The organism is Sphingomonas sp. HMP9 (assembly GCF_013374115.1).
Classification (GTDB): domain Bacteria; phylum Pseudomonadota; class Alphaproteobacteria; order Sphingomonadales; family Sphingomonadaceae; genus Sphingomonas.
Map to the genome: position 1 here is coordinate 1,238,475 of NZ_AP022673.1, position 22,955 is coordinate 1,261,429.

General features: G+C 65.9%; 15 protein-coding genes. 7 read left to right on the forward strand and 8 right to left on the reverse strand.

Annotation, left to right across the window (positions count from 1 at the left end; genetic code table 11):
* Positions 1-727 precede the first annotated feature (727 nt).
* Positions 728-2,440, reverse strand: a complete 1,713-nt coding sequence (locus tag HMP09_RS05430) for an IlvD/Edd family dehydratase (protein ID WP_443026462.1) — start codon at positions 2,438-2,440, stop codon at positions 728-730.
* Positions 2,441-2,594: 154 nt separating this feature from the next.
* Positions 2,595-3,680, reverse strand: a complete 1,086-nt coding sequence (locus tag HMP09_RS05435) for a LacI family DNA-binding transcriptional regulator (protein ID WP_176499526.1) — start codon at positions 3,678-3,680, stop codon at positions 2,595-2,597.
* A gap of 453 nt (positions 3,681-4,133) precedes the next feature.
* Here HMP09_RS05435 and HMP09_RS05440 point away from each other — a divergent pair, with 453 nt between their 5' ends.
* Complete coding sequence (locus tag HMP09_RS05440; protein ID WP_176499527.1) at positions 4,134-5,687, forward strand: aldehyde dehydrogenase (NADP(+)); 1,554 nt, start codon at positions 4,134-4,136, stop codon at positions 5,685-5,687.
* 260 nt (positions 5,688-5,947) lie between these two features.
* Complete coding sequence (locus HMP09_RS05445; RefSeq protein ID WP_176499528.1) at positions 5,948-9,091, forward strand: PAS domain-containing protein; 3,144 nt, start codon at positions 5,948-5,950, stop codon at positions 9,089-9,091.
* Positions 9,092-9,561: 470 nt separating this feature from the next.
* On the opposite strand, the gene HMP09_RS05450 is transcribed toward HMP09_RS05445, so the two are convergent.
* Positions 9,562-11,157, reverse strand: a complete 1,596-nt coding sequence (locus tag HMP09_RS05450) for an isocitrate lyase (protein WP_176499529.1) — start codon at positions 11,155-11,157, stop codon at positions 9,562-9,564.
* Positions 11,158-11,415: 258 nt separating this feature from the next.
* On the opposite strand from HMP09_RS05450, the gene HMP09_RS05455 reads away from it, so the two are divergent.
* The 5 genes from HMP09_RS05455 to HMP09_RS05475 all read left to right on the forward strand — a co-directional run bounded on the left by HMP09_RS05455 (position 11,416) and on the right by HMP09_RS05475 (position 16,287).
* Positions 11,416-11,997, forward strand: coding sequence for an SRPBCC family protein (locus HMP09_RS05455; protein ID WP_176499530.1), 582 nt, complete (start codon positions 11,416-11,418; stop codon positions 11,995-11,997).
* On the forward strand, positions 11,997-13,175 hold the full coding sequence (locus HMP09_RS05460; RefSeq protein WP_176499531.1) for a zinc-dependent alcohol dehydrogenase: 1,179 nt from the start codon (positions 11,997-11,999) through the stop codon (positions 13,173-13,175). The genes HMP09_RS05455 and HMP09_RS05460 overlap by 1 nt, the downstream gene beginning before the upstream one ends.
* A gap of 11 nt (positions 13,176-13,186) precedes the next feature.
* Positions 13,187-13,972, forward strand: coding sequence for an SDR family NAD(P)-dependent oxidoreductase (locus HMP09_RS05465; protein WP_176499532.1), 786 nt, complete (start codon positions 13,187-13,189; stop codon positions 13,970-13,972).
* A 35-nt stretch (positions 13,973-14,007) separates the two neighbouring features.
* Positions 14,008-14,493, forward strand: coding sequence for a DUF4142 domain-containing protein (locus HMP09_RS05470; protein ID WP_232090695.1), 486 nt, complete (start codon positions 14,008-14,010; stop codon positions 14,491-14,493).
* Positions 14,494-14,616: 123 nt separating this feature from the next.
* Positions 14,617-16,287 carry a formate--tetrahydrofolate ligase gene (locus HMP09_RS05475; RefSeq protein ID WP_176499533.1) on the forward strand — a complete coding sequence of 557 codons (1,671 nt, stop codon included), beginning with the start codon at positions 14,617-14,619 and terminating at the stop codon, positions 16,285-16,287.
* Positions 16,288-16,426: 139 nt separating this feature from the next.
* On the opposite strand, the gene HMP09_RS05480 is transcribed toward HMP09_RS05475, so the two are convergent.
* Genes HMP09_RS05480 through HMP09_RS05500 form a run of 5 tightly spaced genes read right to left on the reverse strand, consistent with a single transcriptional unit; the run spans position 16,427 to position 22,921 of the window.
* The gene (locus HMP09_RS05480) at positions 16,427-18,313 is read right to left on the reverse strand and encodes an XrtA/PEP-CTERM system amidotransferase (protein WP_176499534.1); all 1,887 of its coding nucleotides are present in this window, start codon (positions 18,311-18,313) and stop codon (positions 16,427-16,429) included.
* A complete protein-coding gene (gene xrtA / locus HMP09_RS05485) occupies positions 18,314-19,789 on the reverse strand; it encodes an exosortase A (RefSeq protein ID WP_176499535.1) in 1,476 nt (491 codons plus the stop codon).
* The gene (locus tag HMP09_RS05490) at positions 19,786-21,063 is read right to left on the reverse strand and encodes a glycosyltransferase (RefSeq protein WP_232090696.1); all 1,278 of its coding nucleotides are present in this window, start codon (positions 21,061-21,063) and stop codon (positions 19,786-19,788) included. The genes xrtA and HMP09_RS05490 overlap by 4 nt, the downstream gene beginning before the upstream one ends.
* On the reverse strand, positions 21,060-22,097 hold the full coding sequence (locus HMP09_RS05495) for a FemAB family XrtA/PEP-CTERM system-associated protein (protein ID WP_176499537.1): 1,038 nt from the start codon (positions 22,095-22,097) through the stop codon (positions 21,060-21,062). Before HMP09_RS05495 ends, HMP09_RS05490 begins: the two co-directional genes overlap by 4 nt.
* On the reverse strand, positions 22,094-22,921 hold the full coding sequence (locus tag HMP09_RS05500) for an XrtA system polysaccharide deacetylase (protein WP_176499538.1): 828 nt from the start codon (positions 22,919-22,921) through the stop codon (positions 22,094-22,096). Before HMP09_RS05500 ends, HMP09_RS05495 begins: the two co-directional genes overlap by 4 nt.
* Between the last annotated feature and the right edge of the window lie 34 nt (positions 22,922-22,955).

Genomic DNA, 22,955 nt, shown 5'->3' on the forward strand with positions numbered 1-22,955 from the left:
TAGCGCGTCATGCCGACCTTCCCTGCCGCGTGGCTAGATCGGAAGGCCAGCGAAACCAGTTTCTAAGCGTTACCCCAGCGAAGGCCGGGACTGAGGTGGAAAGGCCGCCGCAATGGCGGGCGTTTCTCCTTTAGCAACGTTCCCCAACTGGGCCCCGGCCTCCGCCGGGGAGGTGCTTTGGGTGATGGTGCCGGTCCACGACACCGTGCTTTCAGGCGCTCAGCCGCCCCTCTCGGTCGCCTTCAGCATCATCCGACCCTGATCCCGTTCTTCGTCACTCCCGCCCATGACCGTCACCCCAGCGAAAGCTGGGGTCTTTGACGTGGCGCGCTACGCTTGCCCCATGGTGATATCCCAGCATTCGCTGGGATGATGGGCGTGAGGGGGGCGTGATTGGGATGGACACGAGGGGTGACAGTCGCGTGTGACACGGACGTGTGCAGAACGGCACGTGCGCCACATGCGTGCGGGACACGTTCGTGCCGAAAACTCATGCAAGACATACGCTTGGGAGATGCGATCGTTCGGATCAGCAGCGAGCGAGGGCCGCAGCCTTTCGGGCGGTCTTGCGCCACCTCATCCGTCATTCCCGCAGAGACGATAAACCATATTGGCTGACCGTTGCGAGCGTATCGAAGGGCTCAAACTTTCTGGGCGCCCGACCGCGTGACGTGACGTGACGATCAGCCATATGGTGGCGAGGCATCAAGCCCCGCCCCCCCGAACCTTAGTGATTATGCCGAGGCGTCTTCGCCGAAATCCCGCGATACTTCACGGCGAAGTCCAGCACGCCGCCCTCGGCGAGTTGCCCGGTCTTCTCGCGGTATAGTTCTTCCCATGGCGTATGGCTCTCGGGCACCGGAGGCAGCCCCTCGCCCTTGCGCCGCACGATCTCGTCCGGTTCGACGAGCGCGTCGCACGTCCCCGCAACCAGATCGATCCGCACCACGTCGCCCGTCCGGATCCAGGACAGGCCGCCGCCGACTGCACTTTCGGGCGACACGTTCAGGATTGAAGGACTGTCCGACGTCCCCGACTGCCGCCCGTCGCCGAGCGTCGGCAGCGCCAGCACGCCGCGCTGGATCAGCGCGTCGGGCGGCTGCATGTTAACGACCTCCGCCGAGCCCGGCCACCCGATCGGCCCTGCCCCACGGATGACGAGGATACAGCCCTCGTCGATCTCCAGCGCAGGATCGTTGATCCGGTGGTGATAATCGTCCGAACCCTCGAACACGATCGCCCGCGCCTCGAATCGATCCTCGGCCCCCGGCGTCGACAAATACCGCGCACGGAACGCCGGCGAGATCACCGACGTCTTCATGATCCCGAAGTCGAACAAATTGCCCTTGAGCACGAGGAACCCCGCCCGCTCCATCATCGGCGCATCGAACGGCTTGATCATCTCTCGGTCGCGCGTCTCGCGGCCCGCGATGTTCTCGCCGATGGACCGCCCCGTGACGGTGAGACATGACGTGTCGAGCTTCCCGCCCGCGATCAGTTCGTGCAGCACCGCGGGCACGCCACCCGCACGGTGAAAGCGCTCGCCGAGATACTTGCCCGCTGGCTGCATGTTGACCAGCAACGGCAGGTCGTAGCCGTGATCGGACCAGTCCTCCGGGTACAGCGTGACGCCGGCGTGCTGCGCCATCGCCATGATATGCGGCTGCGCGTTGCTCGACCCACCGATCGCGCTGACAACCCGAATCGCGTTCAGGAAGCTCTCGCGCGTGAGAATTTTGGACGGCCGCAGATCCTCGTACGCCATCTCGACGATCCGCCGGCCGGTCTCGTACGCCATCTGCCCGCGCTCGCGATAGGGCGCCGGGATTGCCGCGCAGCCTGTCAACGACAACCCCAGGGCCTCGGCGACCGCGTTCATCGTCGAGGCGGTGCCCATCGTGTTGCAATGCCCAGCGGACGGCGCACTGTCGGTAGCGCGGTTCAGGAACTCCTCCTCGTCGATCTCGCCCGCCGCGAGCTTGCGCCGACTGCGCCAGATCACCGTTCCCGAGCCGACCAGTTCGCCGTCGTGCCAGCCGTCGAGCATCGGCCCGCCCGACAGCACGATCGCCGGGATATCGACGGTCGACGCCGCCATGATGCCCGATGGCGTGGTCTTGTCGCAGCCGGTGGTCAGAACCACGGCATCGATCGGATAGCCGTAGAGCGTCTCGACTAGCCCGAGATAGGCAAGGTTGCGATCGAGCGCCGCGGTCGGCCGCCGGCAATTCTCGAAGATCGGGTGAACCGGAAACTCCATCGCAATGCCGCCGGCGTCGCGGATGCCGTCACGCGTCCGCTTGGCGAGTTCGAGATGGATGCGGTTGCAGGGGGAAAGGTCGCTGCCCGACTGCGCGATGCCGATGATCGGCCGCCCCGAGCGCAGCTCCGCGGGGGTCAGCCCGTAATTCATGAAGCGTTCGAGATAGAGCGCGGTCATGTCCGATCGGGCGGGATCGGCGAACCAATCGCGCGATCGGAATGGCTTCACCGGTACACGGTCCACTGCAAACTCTCCTGAACGCCGCTCAATTATTCGATGGGAGCGCTACCGCGGCGGTCGTCAGTCGGTCAAGCGCCAGTCGATGCTAAGGTTAAACGCGCGAGGGTGGTCGACGGCGCGGCGCGGCATCGGACTGACGGCGCACCAGCGTGTACTCAAGGACGACGTGACCGTTTGCATCCTTGCCGCCGCCGCGGCGATTGAAGATCGCGGAGACCAGCAGTTCCACCGCTGCGCGCGACATATCGGCGATCGGCTGGTGGATCGTCGTCAGTTCGGGCCAGATCGTCGTCGCGAGCGCACTATCGTCGAACCCGCATACCGTCAGATCGCCCGGCACGTCGAGACCGCGACGATGCGCGACCGCAACGCTTGCCGCCGCCATGTCGTCGTTGCTCGCGAAGATCGCGGTGGGCGGGTTTTTCGCATCGAGCAGCAGCTCGGCACCATCGAGGCCGGAGCGATAGGTGAACAGCCCACCGACCACCAACGACTCGTCGGGCGCGAGACCGGCATCAGCGATTGCCGCGAGATACCCCTCGTGACGCAGGCGGCTCGCGGTCTGGTTCGGGTTGCCGATGATGAAACCGATCCGCGAATGGCCGAGTTTCACAAGATGCTCGGTCATCGCGCGCGCGGCTTCGAAGTCGTCGATCGTCACGGCGGCCGACCCATCCGGCGGCGATCCGGTCGCGACGACCACGGTCGGCACGCCGGCTTCCGTCAGCACATCGAGCACCGCGCGCGAATCGCAGAGCGGCGGGGGCAGGATGACGCCGTCGATCCCGCTTTCGATCATGTGCCGTGCCACCTCGATCTCGTGATCGCCGATGTCGCATTTCTCGACGATCAACTGCACGTCGCTGCGGCTCGCCTGTTCAAGGCTGCCGACCAGGAATTCGCTCAGATACGCCGCGCTCGGGTTGCTGTAGAGTAGGCCGATCCGCATCTGACCGCCGCCGGCCAGGCTGCGTGCGGCACGGTTGGGTGCGTATCGCAGCGTGTCGATCGCGGTGTTGACCGCCTCGCGCGTCGCCTCCCGGACCTTGGCCTCGCCATTGATGACGCGCGAGACGGTCATCGGGGAAACGCCTGCGAGAACCGCGACGTCTGAAATGGTAGGCGCACCGCTTCTGCGGCCCGAAGTGTTGCGCGGCTTGCGCGTGGCGAGGCTCATGTCACGCTTTTTAGCAGGATATCGCAACATTATCAGCATGCAATCTTGATCGACGTGGTCGTATACTCAGAGAACATCGTTCACAGCTGTTCGCTCTTGCGTGTTATCGCTCCCACGATTAGTCGGACAACTACGGTGTGCCGTCGCATGCGAGCCAGACGTCAGTCAGGCCCTACACGCAGCGGCATATGTCGTATGGGGGGACGAGCGCGTGCACCACGATCTGATCCGTCCGTGCGCTTCAGGCCTGACATCGATGTCACGCTCGATGTCACATTGCCGTTTCGCAACCGCGGCCAGGCCCTGGACCGTGATCCGCAGGCACACCACATTGGATCCGCGGTTCGGGCCTGATGGCGCGACCTGGATGGCCGACGCGCATTTTGGCCAACGATTTCCCGACGCACCGCCGCTCTGGTCGGCGCGTCTTTCGATTTGATTTGGAGAACTGACATGGACGGTACCTTCCCGATCGGCGCGCGCGCCGTCAGCAGCGACGTCACCTTCCTGGCGATCGATCCGTCGACGGACGCGAAGATCGAGCCCGCCTTCGCGGTATCGAGCGAAGCCGACGTCGCTGAGGCGTGCACGCTTGCCGAAGCCGCCTTCGATATCTTCCGCGAAACCGACCCCGAGACCCGCGCGACTTTCCTCGAGACGATCGCCGACGAGATCGAGGCGATCCACGAACCCCTGGTTGCGCGCGCGATTCAGGAAAGCGGCCTGCCCCGGCCACGCCTCGAAGGCGAACGCGGTCGCACCACCGGCCAGCTTCGCCTGTTCGCCAAACATCTCCGCGCCGGCACCTGGGCATCGGTCATCATCGACGAAGCCCAGCCCGATCGTAAGCCCGCCCCCCGCGCCGATCTGCGCCAGCGTCGGATCGCGGTCGGCCCGGTCGCGGTGTTCGGCGCCTCGAACTTCCCGCTCGCCTTCTCGGTCGCAGGCGGCGACACCGCCTCCGCGCTTGCCGCCGGTTGCCCGGTCGTCGTCAAGGGGCATCCCGCGCATCCCGGCACGTCGGTGATGGTCGGCAAGGCGATCCAGGCCGCGGTCGCCAAGTGCAGCCTGCCCGAGGGCGTGTTCTCGCTCGTCCAGGGTCCGGCGAACGAACTCGGCGCAGCGCTCGTCAAGGACGCGCGCATCAAGGCCGTCGGCTTCACCGGCTCGCGTGGCGGTGGCCTGGCGCTGGTCGCACTCGCCGCGGCCCGCCCCGAGCCGATCCCGGTCTATGCCGAGATGAGCAGCGTCAATCCGGTGATCCTGTTCCCCGCCGCCCTCGCGGCGCGCGGCGACGCGCTCGGCAAGGCCTATGTCGGTTCGCTGACGATGGGCTCGGGTCAGTTCTGCACGAACCCCGGCATCGTCGTCGCGGTCGACGGCCCTGATCTCGATACCTTCGTCGAAGCCGCTGCCGCCGCACTGGCCGAAGCCGCGCCACAGGTCATGCTGACCCCCGGCATCCACGCGAGCTACGACGAAGGCGTCGCGGCGCTTGCCGGTAACGACGCGGTCGAGACGCTCGCACGCGGCACCGAGGCCGAGGGCGCAAATCGCGGTCGCGCCGCGCTGTTCTCGACCACCGGCAAGGCGTTCGTCGCCGACCCGGCGCTGTCGCACGAAGTGTTCGGTGCGGCGTCGATCATCGTCCGCTGCGCCGATCTTGCCGAGGTCCGCCAGGTTCTCGAACAGGTCGAGGGCCAGCTGACGATCACGCTGCAGATCGACGAAGGCGATTACGCCGAGGCCGCGACGTTCGTGCCCGTTCTCGAGCGGAAGGCCGGTCGCATTCTAGCGAACGGCTGGCCGACCGGCGTCGAGGTCGCCCCGGCGATGGTTCATGGCGGCCCCTTCCCCGCCACCTCCGATCCGCGCACGACCTCGGTCGGCACGGCGGCGATCGAGCGCTTCCTGCGTCCCGTCTGCTATCAGGACCTGCCCGATGCGCTGCTGCCCAAGGCAGTCAAGCACGACAACCCGCTCGGCCTGCCGCGTACCGAAGGCTGATCGACTCGGCGTGATAACGGAGGAAGCTTTCGTACGGCACCCCCCTTCGCGGGGAAACATCCCCCCCGTGGCCGCGCCACCGCCGTCACCATATTTCTCCCCCCGCCAGGGGGGGTGACGCCGAAGGCGACGGAGGGGGAGGACACGGAGCTCCGTCTAGCGATGCCAGCCACCTCCCCCTGGCGGGGGAGGATCGTTCTCCCCTCCCCCAACCATGCGTAATCATTGACACGCGGGCACCACAAACCCACTAGTCCGACATGACAAAATCAGGCTCGTCGCCCACCTCGTCGCGCACCATTTCCCTGCCATCCGATCTCGGCAGCTACATCGACGAATTCACCGACGCAGGACATGGCGACGCGGCCACGATCGTCCGCGCCGCGCTCGAACAGATGCGCGAGCGGGGCACCTTGCCAAAGCCTGCCGAAATCCTGATCGGTGGCGGCGAATGCGGGATGCTGGTCCGACAGCGCGACTGGAGCGCGACCTCGCTGGGGCCGATCGATTCCTGGCCCGCCGAACTCCGGGTCACGCTCGCCAACATCCTCAATTCACCCGTCGCGAAGGTGGTGATGTGGGGGGCGGACCACATCATGCTCTACAATGACAGCTATCGTGCGGTCGCTGGGGACCGCCATCCCGCCGCGCTTGGCAGCCCGGTTGCGACCGCGTTTCCCGAAGTTTGGGACTGGAACCGTGCGGTGCTCGACTCGGGCTTCCGCGGCGAGACCGTGGCGTACCGCGACCAGCCGATCCTGTTCCAGCGCCCCGACGGCCCGGAAACGCTGACGCTCGACCTGTTCTACACGCCCGTCTACCAGGCCGGCAGTTCCGTCGGCGGTGTCCTGTGCACGATGGTCGACAATAGCGGCCGGGTCGAAGCCGAGCACCGCCTCGCCGCCAGCGAAGCCGAACTTCGCCACGTCACCGACGCCGTGCCGATGCTCATCTCGTACGTCGACCGCGACCACATCTACCGTCTCGCCAACGCGCAGTACGACGAGTGGCTTGGCGTGGCGCCGGAGTCGATGATCGGCAAGTCCGTCCGCGAGGTGCTCGGCGACGCGGTCTACCAGGATCGCCGCGCCTCGTTCGATCGCGCATTGGCCGGCGAAAGCTTCATCGCGCAAACCGTGTTCCCGCACCGCGATGGCCGCCCGCGTCGCTCCGAATTCCGCTATGTCCCCCATGTCCAGGCGGACGGCTCGATTCCCGGCATCTACATCCTCGGCATCGACGTCGAGGAACGCGCCGAACGCGAAGCCGCACTCGGAATCAGCAACGGCCGCTTCCGCACCGCGATGGACGCGGTCCACGGCGTGCTCTGGACGAACAGCCCGGACGGCCGGATGATCGGCGAGCAACCCGGCTGGGCGACGCTCACCGGTCAGTCGATCGACGCATACCAGAATTTCGGCTGGGCCGATGCGATCCATCCCGACGATGTCGCATCGACGATCAAGGCATGGACCGCGGCCGTCCTGAACAAGTCGATGTTCGTGTTCGAACACCGCGTCCGCCGCCATTGCGGTACCTGGCGCACCTTCGCGGTCCGCAGCCTGCCGATCCTCGACGCGGCCGGCGAGGTGATCGAATGGGTCGGCGTCCACACCGACATCACGCATCAGCGCGCCGCCGAAGCGGCCTTGCGCGAGCAAGCCGAAGCACTCGCCCGTCAGGTCCGTCACCGCGAACGTGCCGAGGATCAGCTCCGCCAGCTCAACGAGACATTGGAGGCACGCGTCATCGCCGAGATCGGCGAGCGCCGCCAGGCCGAAGCCAAGCTCGCGCAATCGCAGAAGATGGAGACCGTCGGCAAACTCACCGGCGGCGTCGCGCACGACTTCAACAATCTGCTCCAGGTCGTGTCGGGCAATCTCCAGCTGCTGGGCAAGAACCTTGCCGGCAACGAGCGCGCCGAGCGCTGGGTCGCCAACGCGATGGCCGGCGTCACGCGCGGGTCGAAGCTCGCCTCGCAACTGCTCGCGTTCGGGCGTCGCCAGGCGCTCGAGCCGAAGGTGGTCAACGTCACGCGCTTCGTCCGCGGGATGGACGACATGCTGCGCCGCGCGATCGGCGAGGGCGTCGAGATCGAGACCGTGGTCGGCGGTGGTCTGTGGAACACCTTCATCGACCCCGCGCAGATCGAGAACGCGCTCCTCAACCTCGCGATCAACGCGCGCGATGCGATGGAGGGCCAGGGCAAGCTTACCATCGAACTCGGCAACGCGCATCTCGACGACAGCTATGCGCGCAGCCACGACGAGGTCGAGGCCGGGCAGTACGTCCTGCTCGCGGTGTCCGATACCGGCAGCGGCATGAGCCCCGAGATCATCGAGCAGGTGTTCGAACCGTTCTTCTCGACCAAGAGCGAGGGCAAGGGGTCAGGCCTAAGCCTGTCGATGGTCTACGGCTTCGTCAAACAATCCGGCGGCCATGTTAAGATCTATTCGGAAGTCGGCGAAGGCACGACGATCAAGCTCTATCTGCCACGCGCGATGGAAAGCGAAGATGTCGAAGTCGTCGCCGATGCCGGTCCGATTTGCGGCGGCACGGAGACGGTGCTCGTCGTCGAGGATGATGACGAGGTCCGCGCGACCGTCGTCGAACTGCTGACCGACCTCGGCTACAGCGTCCTGAAGTCGGTCGACGCGGCCAGTGCGCTGAACGTTGTCGAGAGCGGCGTGCCGATCGACATCCTGTTCACCGACGTTGTGATGCCCGGAACGCTGAAAAGTCCGGAACTTGCGCGCAAGGCCAAGGAACGCCTGCCAAACCTCGCCGTGCTGTTCACGTCGGGCTATACCGAGAACTCGATCGTCCATGGCGGCAAGCTCGATGCCGGCATCGACCTGTTGTCGAAGCCATATTCGCGCGAAGCCCTGGCACGGAAATTTCGCGACGTGCTGGCCAACCGGCAGCGTAGCGACTCGGCTGCCGCCACGGTTGCGCGCGATGCGCGCGTCGACGCGGAGCGGCGACTGGATGCATCGGCGCGCCGCATGGTGCTGCTGGTCGAGGACGACGAGATGATCCGCGCGAACACCGCCGAGATGCTGCAAGCCAGCGGCTTCGTCGTGGTCGACGCGGCGAGCGCGGAAGACGCGATGACCGCGCTCCAGACTGTGCCGATCGACGCGCTGGTGACGGATGTGAACCTCCCGGGGATTTCGGGGCCCGACTTCGCACGCACCGCCAGGGTGCTGCGGCCCGGTGTGGGAATCGTCTTCGCGACCGGCGACACGGCGTCCGTCGCCGACCAGACCGATGCGATCATGCTGGAGAAGCCGTACGGATTGGATGCGTTGGCGGCGGCGGTGCTGGCGTCGCTTGGGGAGACGGCGCTGGCGGAGCCGTTGGCAGCGACCGCTGCGGCGGACCGGGTGAGCCAGGCGAACTAGGGTCCGCCCTGCCACCGATCCTCCCCCGCCAGGGGGGGGGTGGCTGGCTCTTGCCAGACGGAGGGGGAGGAACGGGAAACGAACGTTCCGTGTCCTCCCCCTTCCGTCACCTTCGGCGACACCTCCCCCTGGCGGGGGAGGATTGCAAGAAGACGGCCGGGTTGCCTTCTGTTTTCGCCGTGGCGAGCCGCCGATAGGCTCGCACGGAGATCGGATCGCGCCATACCCACCACGCACCTCCCCGGCGAAGGCCGGGGTCCAATTGGGGCACGTTACTGATTTAGGCGGCGCATCGTTGTCCTGATCTAGCAGCAAGGCCACGACTCAAGCCCGGAAGGATGTGATCTCGTTCCCCAGGTTTCCCGCCAAACACGCGCCGCGGCAAAGCCGCGTCGTCGGACGGGGCTGCTGGCCCCGCCGGCGGGGCGTGATGCCAGGTCCGCGCCGGAGCTTTCGCTCCGGCTTGGGCATCACGCGGCGAACTGGTTCATCGTATTGTGCGCGCCGCCGGCCTTCAGTGCAGCTTCGCCGGCAAAATACTCCTTGTGATCGTCGCCGAGGTCGGAGCCGGACATGTTCTGGTGTTTCACGCAGGCGATGCCCTCGCGGATTTCCTTGCGCTGGACGCCCTTCACATAGCCGAGCATTCCAGCGTCGCCGAAATACTCCTTGGCGAGATTGTCGGTGCTGAGCGCCGCGGTGTGATAGGTCGGCAACGTGATGAGGTGGTGGAAGATCCCCGCGCGCTTGGCCGAGTCCGCCTGAAAGGTGCGGATGCGTTCGTCGGCTTCGTCGGCCAGTTTGGTCCCGTCGTAATCGACGCTCATCAACCGCGCGCGATCATAGGCCGAGACGTCCTCACCCGCCGCCGACCAGGCATCGAACACCTGCTGGCGGAAGTTCAGTGTCCAGTTGAACGACGGCGAGTTGTTGTACACGAGCTTGGCGTTCGGCACGACCTCGCGGATGCGGTCGACCATGCCGGCGATCTGTTCGATGTGCGGCTTCTCGGTCTCGATCCACAGCAGGTCGGCGCCGTTCTGTAGCGATGCGATGCAATCCATGACGCAGCGATCCTCGCCCGTCCCCGCACGGAACTGGAACAGGTTCGACGGCAGGCGCTTCGGTCGCAACAGCTTGCCGTCGCGGTTGAGGATGACGTCGCCGTTCTGCGCGGTGGTCGGATCGATCTCCTCACAATCCAAATACGAGTTATACTGGTCGCCCAGATCGCCCGCTGCCTTGCTGACCGCAATCTGCTTGGTAAGCCCTGCGCCCAGCGAGTCGGTGCGCGTGACGATGATGCCGTCCTCGACGCCGAGTTCGAGGAACGCGTAGCGGCACGCGCGGACCTTCGCGAGGAAGTCCTCGTGCGGCACGGTGACCTTGCCGTCCTGATGACCGCACTGCTTCTCGTCGCTCACCTGGTTCTCGATCTGGAGCGCGCACGCCCCCGCCTCGATCATTTTCCGCGCGAGCAGGTATGTCGCCTCGGCGTTGCCGAAGCCCGCGTCGATGTCGGCGATGATGGGGACGACGTGCGTCTGGTGGTTCTCGATCGCGTTGAGCAGGCGCTTCTCCTCGATCTCGTTGCCGGCGGCGCGGGCCGCATCGACATCGCGGAACATCATGCCGAGTTCGCGCGCATCGGCTTGGCGCAAGAACGTATAGAGCTCCTCGATCAGCGCGGGAACGCTGGTCTTCTCGTGCATCGACTGGTCGGGCAGCGGGCCGAACTCGCTGCGCATCGCCGCGACCATCCACCCGGACAGATAGAGATACCGGCGATCGGTCGTGCCGAAATGCTTCTTGATGCTGATCATCTTCTGCTGCGCGATGAAGCCGTGCCAGCAACCCAGCGACTGCGTGTAGTTGGCCGGGTTCGCGTCATAAGCCGCCATGTCCTTGCGCATGATTGCCGCGGTGTAACGCGCGATGTCGAGCCCGGTGGTGAACCGGTTCTGGAGCCGCATGCGGGCAACGGACTCAGGCGAGATCGCGTCCCACGTGCCGTTCTGATCGGCGATCAGGTTGGTCAATTGGGTGATGTGGGTCTGGTAGGTCACGGGCGATCCTCGTCTGCTGCTGCGATGATCGTCGTGTAGGTATGTTTACATCCCTAAGGGGCCAAAACGTCCCGATAATGGCGTGTTCGTGTAACGAACCCGCGACACACGATGATATGCTGTAAACTTCGTGACACGAGGCAACCGCCACCCACTCATAATGTCCTGATCGATATCAAGCCTGCGCAATTCGATGCCAAAGCGGTGGAACATAGGTCTTCTGCCAAGGTTAACAGATCTCGCAGACAGGAGACGATGATGACTGAAAGCGATCCAAGAGATGATGCGCCGCTAAGCACGTCCAAGCGTAGCGACGCCGTCGTCGACGCGACCCAAGATCTGGCCGACGGCAAGGGAAACAGCATCGTTGCCCGGGCTGTCACGATCAATCGCCCAGTTGGCGAACTGTTCGCCTATTTCCGGGACTTCGCGAACCTGCCGACGTTCATGGAGAATGTCGAACGCATCGAGGTCCTCGACCAGCGTCGCTCGCACTGGGTGGTCAAGGGTCCGGCCGGCAAATCCTATGAATGGACGTCGGCGATCACCGACGAGGCGACGGACAGCTTCATCGCATGGTCGTCCGAAGAGGGCGCCGACGTCGCGAACAGCGGCCGGGTCGAGTTCCGCGATGCCGGTGCGCGCGGCACGGTCGTCACCGCAACGATTCTGTACGATCCACCGGGCGGCGTGATCGGCAAGCTGATCGCCAAGATGTTCCAGCGCGAGCCCGCGATCCAGGCGCGCCGGGACCTGCGTCGGTTCAAGCAGTTGATGGAAACCGGCGAGATCGCGACCGCGGCGATGAACCGCAAGCAGCATGAAGAGGAACTCGTCTGATGCGCGCTCTGGCATGGCACGGTAAGCACGACGTCCGCGTCGATACGGTCGACGATCCCGAGATCGTCAATCAACGCGATTGCATCATCAAGGTCACGGCGACCGCGATCTGCGGCTCGGACCTGCATCTGTACGATGGCTATATCCCGACGATGCAGGCCGGCGACATTCTCGGCCACGAGTTCATGGGCGAAGTCGTCGAAGTTGGCGCCAAGTCGACGCTGAAGAAGGGCCAGAAGGTCGTCGTCCCGTTCACGATCGCATGCGGCAGCTGCTACCACTGCGGCAAGCATCAATATTCGGCCTGCGACAACGGCCTTCCCGCGGACAATCAGGACATCGCGCAAGAGCTTTACGGCCAGCCGATGTCGGGGCTGTTCGGCTATAGCCACATGACCGGCGGCTATGCTGGCGGCCAGGCCGAATATGTCCGCGTACCGTTCAGCGACGTTGGGCCGATCGTGATCCCCGACGGTGTCGATGACGAGAAGGTTCTGTTCCTCTCCGACATCCTGCCGACTGGCTGGATGGCGGCGGAGAACGCGCAAATCGAGCCCGGCGATACGGTCGCGGTCTGGGGTTGCGGCCCGGTCGGGTTGTTCGCGGTCCAGTCTGCGTTCCTGATGGGCGCCGAGCGGGTCATCGCGATCGACCACTTTCCGCATCGGCTTGAGCTTGCGAAGAAGTTCGGTGCCGAGACGATCAATTATGAGGAGAGCGCGGTCTACGAAGCGTTGATGGTCATGACCGGCGGGATCGGCCCGGACGCGGTAATCGACAGCGTTGGACTGGAGGCGCACGGCTTCTTCGTCGACAATGTCCTCGACCAGATCAAGGCCTCGACTTTCCTCGGCACGGATCGCGCGCATTCGATCCGGCAGGCGATCATCGCGTGTCGCAAGGGCGGGCGCGTTTCCATGCCGGCGGTCTATGGCGGGTTCATCGACAAGTTCCCGCTCGGTGCGCTCATGGAGAAGGGGCTGACGCTCAAGACCGGCCAGACGCACGTCCAGCACTACATGCCCGCGCTGCTCAACGCGATCATGGAGGGCAAGATCGATACGACCTTCCTGATCTCGCACCGGATGGATTTGGAGGACGCGCCCAAGGGCTATGACATGTTCAAGAACAACCAGAACGAAGTGACGAAAGTCGTGCTGAAGCCCGGCTTCAATTGAGGATCGCTGACATGGCTGATAAATTCGCAATCATTACCGGTGCCTCGACGGGCATCGGCTTCGAACTCGCCACGCTTGCGGCAAAGGATGGCTACGACATTCTCGTCGTGGCGGACGAGCCGCTGATCGATGCTGCCGCGCAGGACTTCAAGCAGTTCGGCACCGACGTGCAGGCGCTACAGGCCGATCTGTCGACGATCGCGGGCGTCGACGAACTTCTGGCAGCGACCAACGGCCGGACGGTCGATCTGGTCTGCGCGAATGCCGGGCGCGGGCTCGGCCAGGCGTTTCTCGACCAGGATCTGGCGGAGTGGCGCAAGGTCGTCGATACCAACGTCGTCGGCACCGCGTATCTGTTGCAGAAGATCCTGCCGCCGATGGTCGCGCGGAACGCCGGCAAGGTGCTCGTGACCGGGTCGATCGCAGGCTACATACCCGGCGCGTTCCAGGCGGTGTATAACGGCACGAAGAGTTTCGTCGACAGCTTCGTCGCGGCGATCCAGAACGAGATCAAGGATGCGGACGGCGTCACGCTGACCAACCTGATGCCCGGCCCGGTCGATACCGAGTTCTTCGACCGCGCGCACATGCTCGACACCGATGTCGGAACGGACCCGAAGAAGAGCGACCCGGCAGACGTCGCCAAGGACGGCTGGGACGCCCTCATGTCCGGCAAGGCGGCCGTCGTGTCGGGCTGGAAGAACAAGATCCAGTCCGCGGTCGCCAACGTCACGCCCAACGCCGTACTCGCCGAGATGCACCGCAAGATGGCGGAACCCGGCACCGCGAACGACTGAACGACTGAACGACAAGTTCAACAGGAGAGAAGACCATGACACGATTTTTGACTGCCGCCGCCCTGATCGCGCTGCCGATCGCCGCTGTATCGGCCCAGGCGCCGATGCCCGCATCGACCTATGTGATGAAGGCCGGCGCCGGCGACCTGTACGAGAAGACGTCGAGCCAGATCCTGCTCGAGACGACCACCAATCCGAAGCTCAAGAGCTTCGCGCAGATGATGATCACGGATCACACCAAGAGCACGGAGGACGTGAAGGCCGCGGCGATGGCTGCGAACGTCAAGGTCGCACCGCCGAAGCTCGATCCGATGGGCGCGAAGAACGTCGCGGCGCTTCGTGCGGCAAAGGGTACGGCGCGCGATCGCCTGTACGTGACGCAGCAGAAGGCAGCGCATGCCAAGGCTCTGACGTTGCAGCAGGGCTATGCGGACAAGGGTACCGTGGCAGGGCTGAAGACGGTCGCGGCCGGGATCGCGCCGGTCGTCCAGACGCACATCACCGAACTGCAGACAATGTAATCACGCACCGTTTGATTGTTTACCCACTACAGACGGCGCCCGCCTTGAAAAGCGGACGCCGTTCTGCGTCCGGGCTATCCAACGGTCTGGAAAGCTGTCCCCGGCCCCGCTAGGTCGGAGCGCATGGAAACCGATATCGCCATCGCCCGCAGCGTCGCCCTGCGCCCCATCGTCGCCATCGCGGACAGCCTGCGCATTCCCGACGACGCGATCGAGCCTTACGGTCGGTACAAGGCGAAGATCTCGCTCGAATGGCTGAACGCGCGCACGTCGACGGCGAACGGTAAGCTCATCCTCGTCACCGCGATCAATCCGACCCCGGCGGGCGAAGGTAAAACCACGACTTCGATCGGCCTCGCCGACGCGCTGCGCCATACCGGGCGCAAAGCCGTCCTCGCCCTTCGCGAACCCTCATTGGGGCCGTGCTTTGGAACCAAGGGTGGCGCGACGGGCGGCGGTCGTGCGCAGGTCGCGCCGATGGAGGACATCAACCTTCATTTCACGGGTGATTTCCACGCGATCACGGCAGCCCATAATTTGCTGGCGGCGATGATCGACAACCATATCCACTGGGGCAATGCGCTCCAGATCGACGTACGCCGCGTGGTCTGGCGCCGCGTGCTCGACATGAACGACCGTGCACTGCGCGACATCGTCCAGTCGATCGGTGGAGTGGCCAACGGCTACCCCCGCGAATCGGGGTTCGACATCACCGTTGCCTCCGAAGTGATGGCGATCCTGTGCCTTGCTGACGACCTCGCGGACATGGAGCGGCGGCTCGGCGATATCGTCGTCGCCTATACCCGAGACCGCACGCCGATCACCGCGCGCGACCTGAAAGCCGACGGCGCGATGGCCGTGTTGCTGGCGGAGGCGATCAAGCCCAACCTCGTCCAGTCGCTGGAGGGCACGCCCGCGTTCCTGCACGGCGGGCCGTTCGCGAACATCGCGCATGGCTGCAACTCGGTGATCGCGACCCGGGCGGCGCTGTCGCTCGGCGATTACGTCGTGACCGAGGCGGGCTTCGGTGCGGACCTTGGCGCGGAGAAGTTCTTCGACATCAAATGCCGCCAGGCTGGGCTAGCGCCCGATGCCGTGGTGATCGTTGCGACGGCGCGCGCGCTGAAGATGAACGGCGGCGTTGCGAAGGCTGACCTGGGGCGTGAAGACGTCGAGGCCGTGCAACGCGGCGCGGTCAATCTCGTCCGGCACATTGAGAATATCCGCCAGTTCGGCGTGCCCGCAGTCGTCGCAATCAACCATTTCTACACGGACAGCGACGCCGAAATCGCCGCGATCGTTGAGGCCGCCGCGCAGCACCGCTCGCGCGCGATCCTCTGCCGGCATTGGGCCGAGGGCGGTGCCGGGGCGGTCGAACTGGCCGATGCGGTCGCCGAGCTTTGCGACACGCGCGGCGTTGGGTTCGCGCCGATCTATGGCGACGAACTCTCGCTGTTCGACAAGATCGATACCGTCGCCCGCCGCATCTACCGCGCCGAGCACGCCGTCGCCGAGCCGAGCGTGCTCGCGCAGTTGAAGCGTTGGGAGGATGCCGGCTACGGCCACCTGCCCGTCTGCCTTGCCAAGACGCAGTACAGCTTCTCGACGGACCCTGCCCTGCTCGGCGCGCCGACCGGGCATATCGTGCCGGTACGCGAAGTCCGCCTGGCGGCGGGTGCCGGGTTCGTGGTGGCGATCTGCGGCGAGATCATGACGATGCCGGGCCTGCCGCGCGTTCCCGCCGCCGAGGCCATCCGGCTCAATGACGAGGGTTTGATCGAAGGGTTGTTCTGAGGCCCTATCCTCCCCCGCCAGGGGGAGGTGGCTGGCCCTTGCCAGACGGAGGGGCGGAAAGGGGAACGTCGGTTCCGTGTCCGCCCCCTCCGTCACCTTCGGTGCCACCTCCCCCTGGCGGGGGAGGATACTTAAGCCCCTACCCGAACATCCGCTTCATCGCGCGTTCGAGCATCACGAACTGCCACAAGGTCCTGCCGTGTTCCGCACGGCCCATGCGGTGCTCGTCGGCGATCCGCGCGATCGTCGCCATGTCGAACCACCCTGTCTCACCCAGCATGCGCGACTTGGCCAGTGCGGTCGCCTCGCCTGCCAAAGCGCCGCGGAACCAGGCGCTGATCGGCGTCACGAAGCCCATTTTCTGCCGATAGAGGATCTCGCGCGGCAGATACGGCTCCATCGCCTTTTTCATCAGCCATTTGCCCTCGCCGTGCCGTAACCGCATGGCGGCCGGCAGGGTGGCGCAGAATTCGACAAGGCGGTGATCGAGCAGCGGCTCTCGCGCTTCGAGGCCGACCGCCATGCTGGTGCGGTCGACCTTGGTCAGGATATCGCCTGGCAGCCAATGCTTGACGTCGGCATATTGCGCACGGTCGATCGCGTCGCGCGCGGGCGCATTCGCCATCGTCGCGACATAGCGGTCTTCCGCGCGGTATCCACCGAGCTTTGCGCGAGCGCCGGCGTTGAACAATTGCGCGCGGAGTTCCGGCGTGGTGACGCCGACCGAGCGGGCATAGGCCTCGCCACCGCCCTGCGCGAGTGCGAGCAGCGTCGATTTCGCGCGCAACGGCCGCGGCGCCCAGTCGGCCTTGGGATACCAGCGACCGAGCGTTCCGAAGACGTCGGCGCGGAGATGCGAGGGCAGCAGGCCGCGGACGCGCTCCTCGACCGACTGGAACTTGTAGCGGCGGTATCCGGCGAGGGCTTCGTCCGCCCCGTCCCCCGACAGCGCGACGGTAACGCTCTCGCGGGCCAGCGCGCAGACCTGATAGGTGGCGAGCGCAGACGCGTCGGCAAAGGGTTCGTCAAAGCTCGCGACCAGCGTGTCGATCAGCCCGAAATCGCCCGACTGGACGACGCGTTCGCGGTGATCGGTGGCAAAGCGACGCGCGACCGTGTCGGCATAGCTACGCTCGTCGTGCCCGGCCTCGTCGAACCCGATCGTACAGGTGCGGACCGCCCTCGGGCTCGCCTCGGCCATCAGGGCGACGACCGCAGAGCTGTCGACCCCGCCCGACAGGAACGCGCCGAGCGGCACGTCGGCGACCATCCTCGATCGCACCCCCGCACGCATCCGGTCGACCAGTTCCTCGCCCAGCGCCTTGGTGGAACCGGTCGCGCGATTCGAGAAGTCGATATCCCACCATTTGCGCGGCTGCGGGACCGACCTGCCGCGCTCGACCAGCAGAAAATGGCCTGCCGCCAGCTTCTTCACCCCTGCGACCATGCAGGCGTCGTCGGGGACGTACCCGAAGGCGAGGTAATCCTCGACAGCGCCCAGATCGGGAACCCGCCGGAGTTGCGGATGCGCCAGCAGACCCTTCAATTCGGACGCGAACGCCAGCGATCCGTCGGCCAGCTCGACATAATGGAGCGGCTTCACGCCCATCCGGTCGCGCGCGAGGAACAGCGTGTGCGCGACAGTATCGTGGATCGCGAAGGCGAACATCCCGTTCAGCCGGTCGAGCATCGACGGCCCCCAGGCGCGCCACGCGTGCAGCAGGACTTCGGTGTCGCCGGCCGTGCGGAAGATCGCGCCCTTGCTGGTCAGTTCGTCGCGCAGTTCGGCAAAGTTATACACTTCGCCATTATAGGTGATCGTCAGGCTGCCGTCGGACATCGGCTGCGGCGAGCCTTCGAGGTCGATGATCGACAGGCGGCGATGGCCCAGGCCGACACCGGGCGCGGTCCAGATGCCGTCGCCGTCGGGACCCCGGTGCGACAGCGCGGCGAGCATCGCGTGGACGCGGTTGGGGTCGACCGGCTTGGGAGTCCCGGGGTGGAAGATCCCGGCGATGCCGCACATCTAGCGCATCCCCGCAGCGTGATCGGCGACCGGCGCGATGGGTCCGAGCGCACCGAGGAAGCGCGCGATCGGTCGCGGATCGCCACCTTCGACCGACAGGTGGATCGCCACCGCGCGTTGTGGGCCGCCGAGCAGTCGCGCCTTCATCGTCTCGATCTTCACCAGCGTTTCGTCCTGCGTGGTCGTGTCGCCGACCCGGTACCACGTCGCGACGATCCGCTCTACGGGGCCGGGCGCCGTGATCCGCATGACGCTGCCGCCGTCGATATTCGGCAGATCGGCGACGCGGACCCAGCGATCCTCCTCGCGCAGAACGCCGGTACCATAGGCGATCAGTTCCTTGCCTTCGTGCTGGCTGCCGAAGACCGCGATGCTCATGTCGACCTGCGCACCCGAAGCATCGGCGTAGCGGCCGAACAGATAATGGTCCGCGCCGGGATAATAGGACGTCCACGGCGCGCGCCTACTGACGGGGACGCGGTGCCAGCCGGCGATCTCGGGGAGGTCGATATGCGCAGGGAGTAGCTGGGCGCGACCGGCGATCGCAGCGCTCCAGGCGGGGAAGGCCGCGACCGTAGCGAGCACCAACGCGGTGGCGATGGCGAAATCGGTCCGGTGGCGCGGTATGGCCTGGAGACGCGCGGGGTCGAAAGCGGGGTCGTCGGGCGCGCGATCGAACCAGCGCCAGCCGATCGCCAGCACGCCTGCCATGACGAGCGCGAAGAATATCCAGCCATAGACGATATGGTCGAGCCCGGTCGCAGCCTCGACCGAAGTGAGGTCCGCTGCCCAGATCGTGCCGAACGCGCGGAAACCGTTGGCGATGACGGGAACGACGACCGACACCGCGAGGAACACCGCGCGGCGGCGCCGCGACACGAAACAGAGATTGGCGACGAGCACGCCGAACGCGACCATCGCGATGACGAACTTCGCCCCCGAACAGGCCTCTGCCACCTCGAAATAATAGCGGCCGGCGTGGATCAGCACGCCGTCGACGACCGCGGGCACGCCGACCAGGTGCAGCAGCGGCATGACGATCGCGACCGTCACGGTTTGCAGCGGCGGTTCGATGCCTTCGCCGAACGGCACCAGGAAGACCGCATAGGCGAGCGGAAAGAGCAGCCCGCGCGCGACATTGGGGCCGAGGATAGTGAGGATCGCGCCCTGCAGCATCATGACGAGCCCGAGTTGACGCGCGAAGCCGACGGAGGCGGCATCGCCCATCAGCCAGCCGAACCCACCGGCCGCGACCAGTGCGAGGCCGGGCCACCAGCCGGTCGGGGTCAGTCGGGCCAGCTCGGCGCGGCGTTGCCAGACGAGCCATGCGATCACGGGGCCGATGAAGAGGCAGTGACCGAAGGTGGTGCTCGTCCACCAGATATGCGCGAGATCGGCGACGTCACGTCGGAAGGTCAGCAGGATCAGCACCGCGACCACCGCGAGCGCAAGGCCGTGACGGCGCCACGGCGTCATGCCGGCAGGCCGAGCAGCGCGTCCAGCGGTGCAAGACGTGCGTCCCAGCCGTAGCGGCGAATCACCTGCGTCCGCGCCGACTGGCCGAGCGTTGCAGCGACGTCGGGAGCTTTGAGCAGATCGCAGATGCGGTCTGCGAAGTCCTGCGCGGTGGTGGCGACGCGGATCGTGTCGGCATGGTCGATGCCCTGCGCCGCGTCGGCGGACGCGACGACCGGGCGGGCCATCGCCATCGCCTCGAGCACCTTGTTCTGGATGCCGCGCGCGAGTTTGAGCGGGGCGACGCAGACGTTCGCAGCGGCGAGCCAGCCTCGGACGTCGTCGACCGCGCCGGTAACCGTGACGTGATCGCTCGCCAGAGCGCGCACGGCCGCGGTTGGTGCACGGCCGACGATCGCGAAACGGGCGGGATGGCGGTAGCGGACAAGTGGGAGGATATCGCGTGCGAACCACGTCACCGCGTCGATGTTGGGACGGTAGTCCATCTGGCCGGTGAAGACGATGAGGGGTAAGTCATGCTGCTCCCCCCCGGCGCAGGCCGGGGCCCGATTGGGGAACGTAGACAACGAAGGATTGCGCGCCGCTACTGCGACTTCTCCAATTGGGCCCTGGCCTGGGCCGGGGTGGTGGCTTGGGTCGAGGGAGCTTGTAGCAGGATCGAACGTTGCCGAATCGATCCCGTTCTCGACCGCGAGCACGCGCCCGATCGCGCCGCCGGCGCGGAACAGCGCCGCCTCCGCCTCGCTGACGAATAAGCTGGCCGACACTCTGCCCGCGACCTCCCGCTCGAACGCGCCCAGCAGGCGTGCCTCGCGGCGCATCATCCAGCGCATCGGCCCCCGCGCGTCATCGGCGAAACCCGCGAACTTGGCGGAGTCGACGTCGACGAAATCCATGACCACCGGCGGACCGTCCAGCGGCAGATACTGCGCCATCTGTCCGGAGAAACAGTAGACAGCACGGACTTCGGGCAACACGCGAGCGACGGCCGCCTGCATCGCAGCGCTCGCGAAGGCAGCCAGCGATACTGGTTTCCCAGACGCGAGTGCCTCCACCGCAGCCCGTTTCTGCGACTTGCCGCGTGGCAGGATCGCGCAGCTCGCCAGCATATCGGTGAACACCGGCGGCAGATCCAGGTCGGCGGCGTCGTCGGCAAACGCCACCAGATGCACCGGCGTGCGCTTCGCCAGATACTGGAGGATGTGAAAGCTGCGGATCTTGTCGCCGCGGTCGGGCGGAAAGGGGACGCGGTGCGCCAGGAATAACAGGCTCACCCCAGGCCTCGGGAGATCCATGGTCCTGCTGCATTGGCCGCCCAGAGGGGAAGCGTCTTCCACGTCCGCACCATCAGCGCGTATTTGGGATTGAGCGGGTTCACGTCGCGCGCCGGCCCGTTGCTGCGCTTGGCATAGACACGCGGTTCGGGCGTGAAGCCCCAGTTCTTCTTGAACGCCGCCGCACCCGTGCCGGTCTTCGAACGGCCAAAGTCGAACCGTGTACACCCGCGGGCGCGCGCATGCGTCATCAGTGCGAAATACATCCGATCATTGGCGCGCAAGCCGCGGGCCGCATCGGTCCCACCACCCCAATAGGGATAGACGGTGCCGCCGAAATACAGGCTGAGGACGCTTGCCACGGCCCTGCCCCGATGCCGAACCGTGAGAACATCGGCATCCATCACGCTCGCAACGCTACGGAAAAGCTTCGCGGGAAAAACCGGCGTGCCGAGGTTGCGGACGGATTCCGCATAGACCCGGTAATGCTCGGCCAGCAGCTTGCGATCGTTGCCAATGACGACCTCAAGGTCGAAGCCGAGCGCGCGACGGACTTCGGCACGCTGTTTTCGGGGGATTGCGAGCAGTTCCGCATCGTCGTCGGCCGCCAGATCGCGCACGAAGCCCAGATAGCTGGTGTCGTCGCTGTCCCAACCGCTCGGCGCGGGACCTCCGCGTAGCTCGACCGAGGGGCAGCCGATCTGCAAGGCCAAGGTCCACGCCCCCGCCGACAGCGCCTCGACGGCACCGCCCAAGACGCCGCCATCGACCCCGAACCCGGTCGAGACGAGCGCGCGTCCGAACAGGGCTGAGCGCATCTCTGTCAGGGGAAGCACGCCGACGATGGCGCCGTCGCGCTCCGCAACCAGATAATGGGCGCGCTGGCCGCATCCGTCCTGCACCGCCCGGCTCCAGGCCGGCAGGTGAAACGGCGTCGCGCCATCCGTCGCCTCGACGAACGCCGTGATCCGCGCATGCTCGTTCGGATCGCGAAGGTCCGCCTCGCGCACGCCGACGGGCATCGGCGCGGTCACGCCAGCCGCGCCGCTTCGCGTGCAACGACCGTATCGACCCTGCCCCATGCGTGGCGACCGAGGAGTCCGCGCAACTTGCCCGCCATCGCGCCCAGCCGCGAATAATGGCGGATCTTCGAGCGCATCGGTGCCGCCGCGACACGCGGCTGCGCAGGGTCGATTTCCCACGGATGGAAGTAGAACATCGCCGGGCGGTCTTCGCGATTGACCTGGCGAACCGCGAGATCGGTGATCGCCGCGGGGAGCAGGCGAAAGAACCCGCCGCCGGTGGCGAGCTTGCGCTCGCCGAACTTGGCGACCGTCACGGGGACTTCGATCAACGCGCTGTCGGCGAGCGGCTTGAACCCGTAGCGCGGCGCGTCCAGCCAGCCGTAATGATCATGCTTCACCGGCGCGACGCTGGAGGAATAGGCATAGCCCGCCTCGGCGAGTTCGACATGCGCCCAAGGCGTACGCTGGTCGATCGAGAAGCTCGGTGCGCGATAGCCGGTGACCTTCGCCCCCGCCGCGTCCTCGATCGCCGTCCGAGCGCGCGCAAGGTCGGCGCGGAAGACCTCCGGCGTCATCGTGAAGACGCGCTGGTGGTCCCAGCCGTGACTGGCAATCTCATGGCCGGCATCGACGATCCGGCGGATCAGCGCGGGATAGCGGTGCGCGACCCAGCCCAGCGTGAAGAACGTCGCTTTCGTACCGCGCTCGGCGAACAGCGCAAGAACCGCGTCGGTGTTGGCCTCGACGCGCGGCTGAAGTGTGTCCCAATCGGCCTTGTCGATGACGTTTTCGAACGCGCCGACCTGGAACCAATCCTCAACATCAACAGACATGCCATTGATAACAGGCCCAGTGATGATGGGGCCA

Coding starts and splice junctions, on each gene's coding strand:
- HMP09_RS05440 (WP_176499527.1), top strand. CDS start 4,134: ATGGACGGTACCTTCCCGATCGGCGCGCGCGCCGTCAGCAGCGACGTC.
- HMP09_RS05475 (WP_176499533.1), top strand. CDS start 14,617: ATGGAAACCGATATCGCCATCGCCCGCAGCGTCGCCCTGCGCCCCATC.
- HMP09_RS05470 (WP_232090695.1), top strand. CDS start 14,008: ATGACACGATTTTTGACTGCCGCCGCCCTGATCGCGCTGCCGATCGCC.
- HMP09_RS05430 (WP_443026462.1), bottom strand. CDS start 2,440: ATGACCGCGCTCTATCTCGAACGCTTCATGAATTACGGGCTGACCCCC.
- HMP09_RS05435 (WP_176499526.1), bottom strand. CDS start 3,680: ATGAGCCTCGCCACGCGCAAGCCGCGCAACACTTCGGGCCGCAGAAGC.
- HMP09_RS05500 (WP_176499538.1), bottom strand. CDS start 22,921: ATGTCTGTTGATGTTGAGGATTGGTTCCAGGTCGGCGCGTTCGAAAAC.
- HMP09_RS05455 (WP_176499530.1), top strand. CDS start 11,416: ATGACTGAAAGCGATCCAAGAGATGATGCGCCGCTAAGCACGTCCAAG.
- HMP09_RS05465 (WP_176499532.1), top strand. CDS start 13,187: ATGGCTGATAAATTCGCAATCATTACCGGTGCCTCGACGGGCATCGGC.
- HMP09_RS05460 (WP_176499531.1), top strand. CDS start 11,997: ATGCGCGCTCTGGCATGGCACGGTAAGCACGACGTCCGCGTCGATACG.
- HMP09_RS05445 (WP_176499528.1), top strand. CDS start 5,948: ATGACAAAATCAGGCTCGTCGCCCACCTCGTCGCGCACCATTTCCCTG.
- xrtA (WP_176499535.1), bottom strand. CDS start 19,789: ATGACGCCGTGGCGCCGTCACGGCCTTGCGCTCGCGGTGGTCGCGGTG.
- HMP09_RS05480 (WP_176499534.1), bottom strand. CDS start 18,313: ATGTGCGGCATCGCCGGGATCTTCCACCCCGGGACTCCCAAGCCGGTC.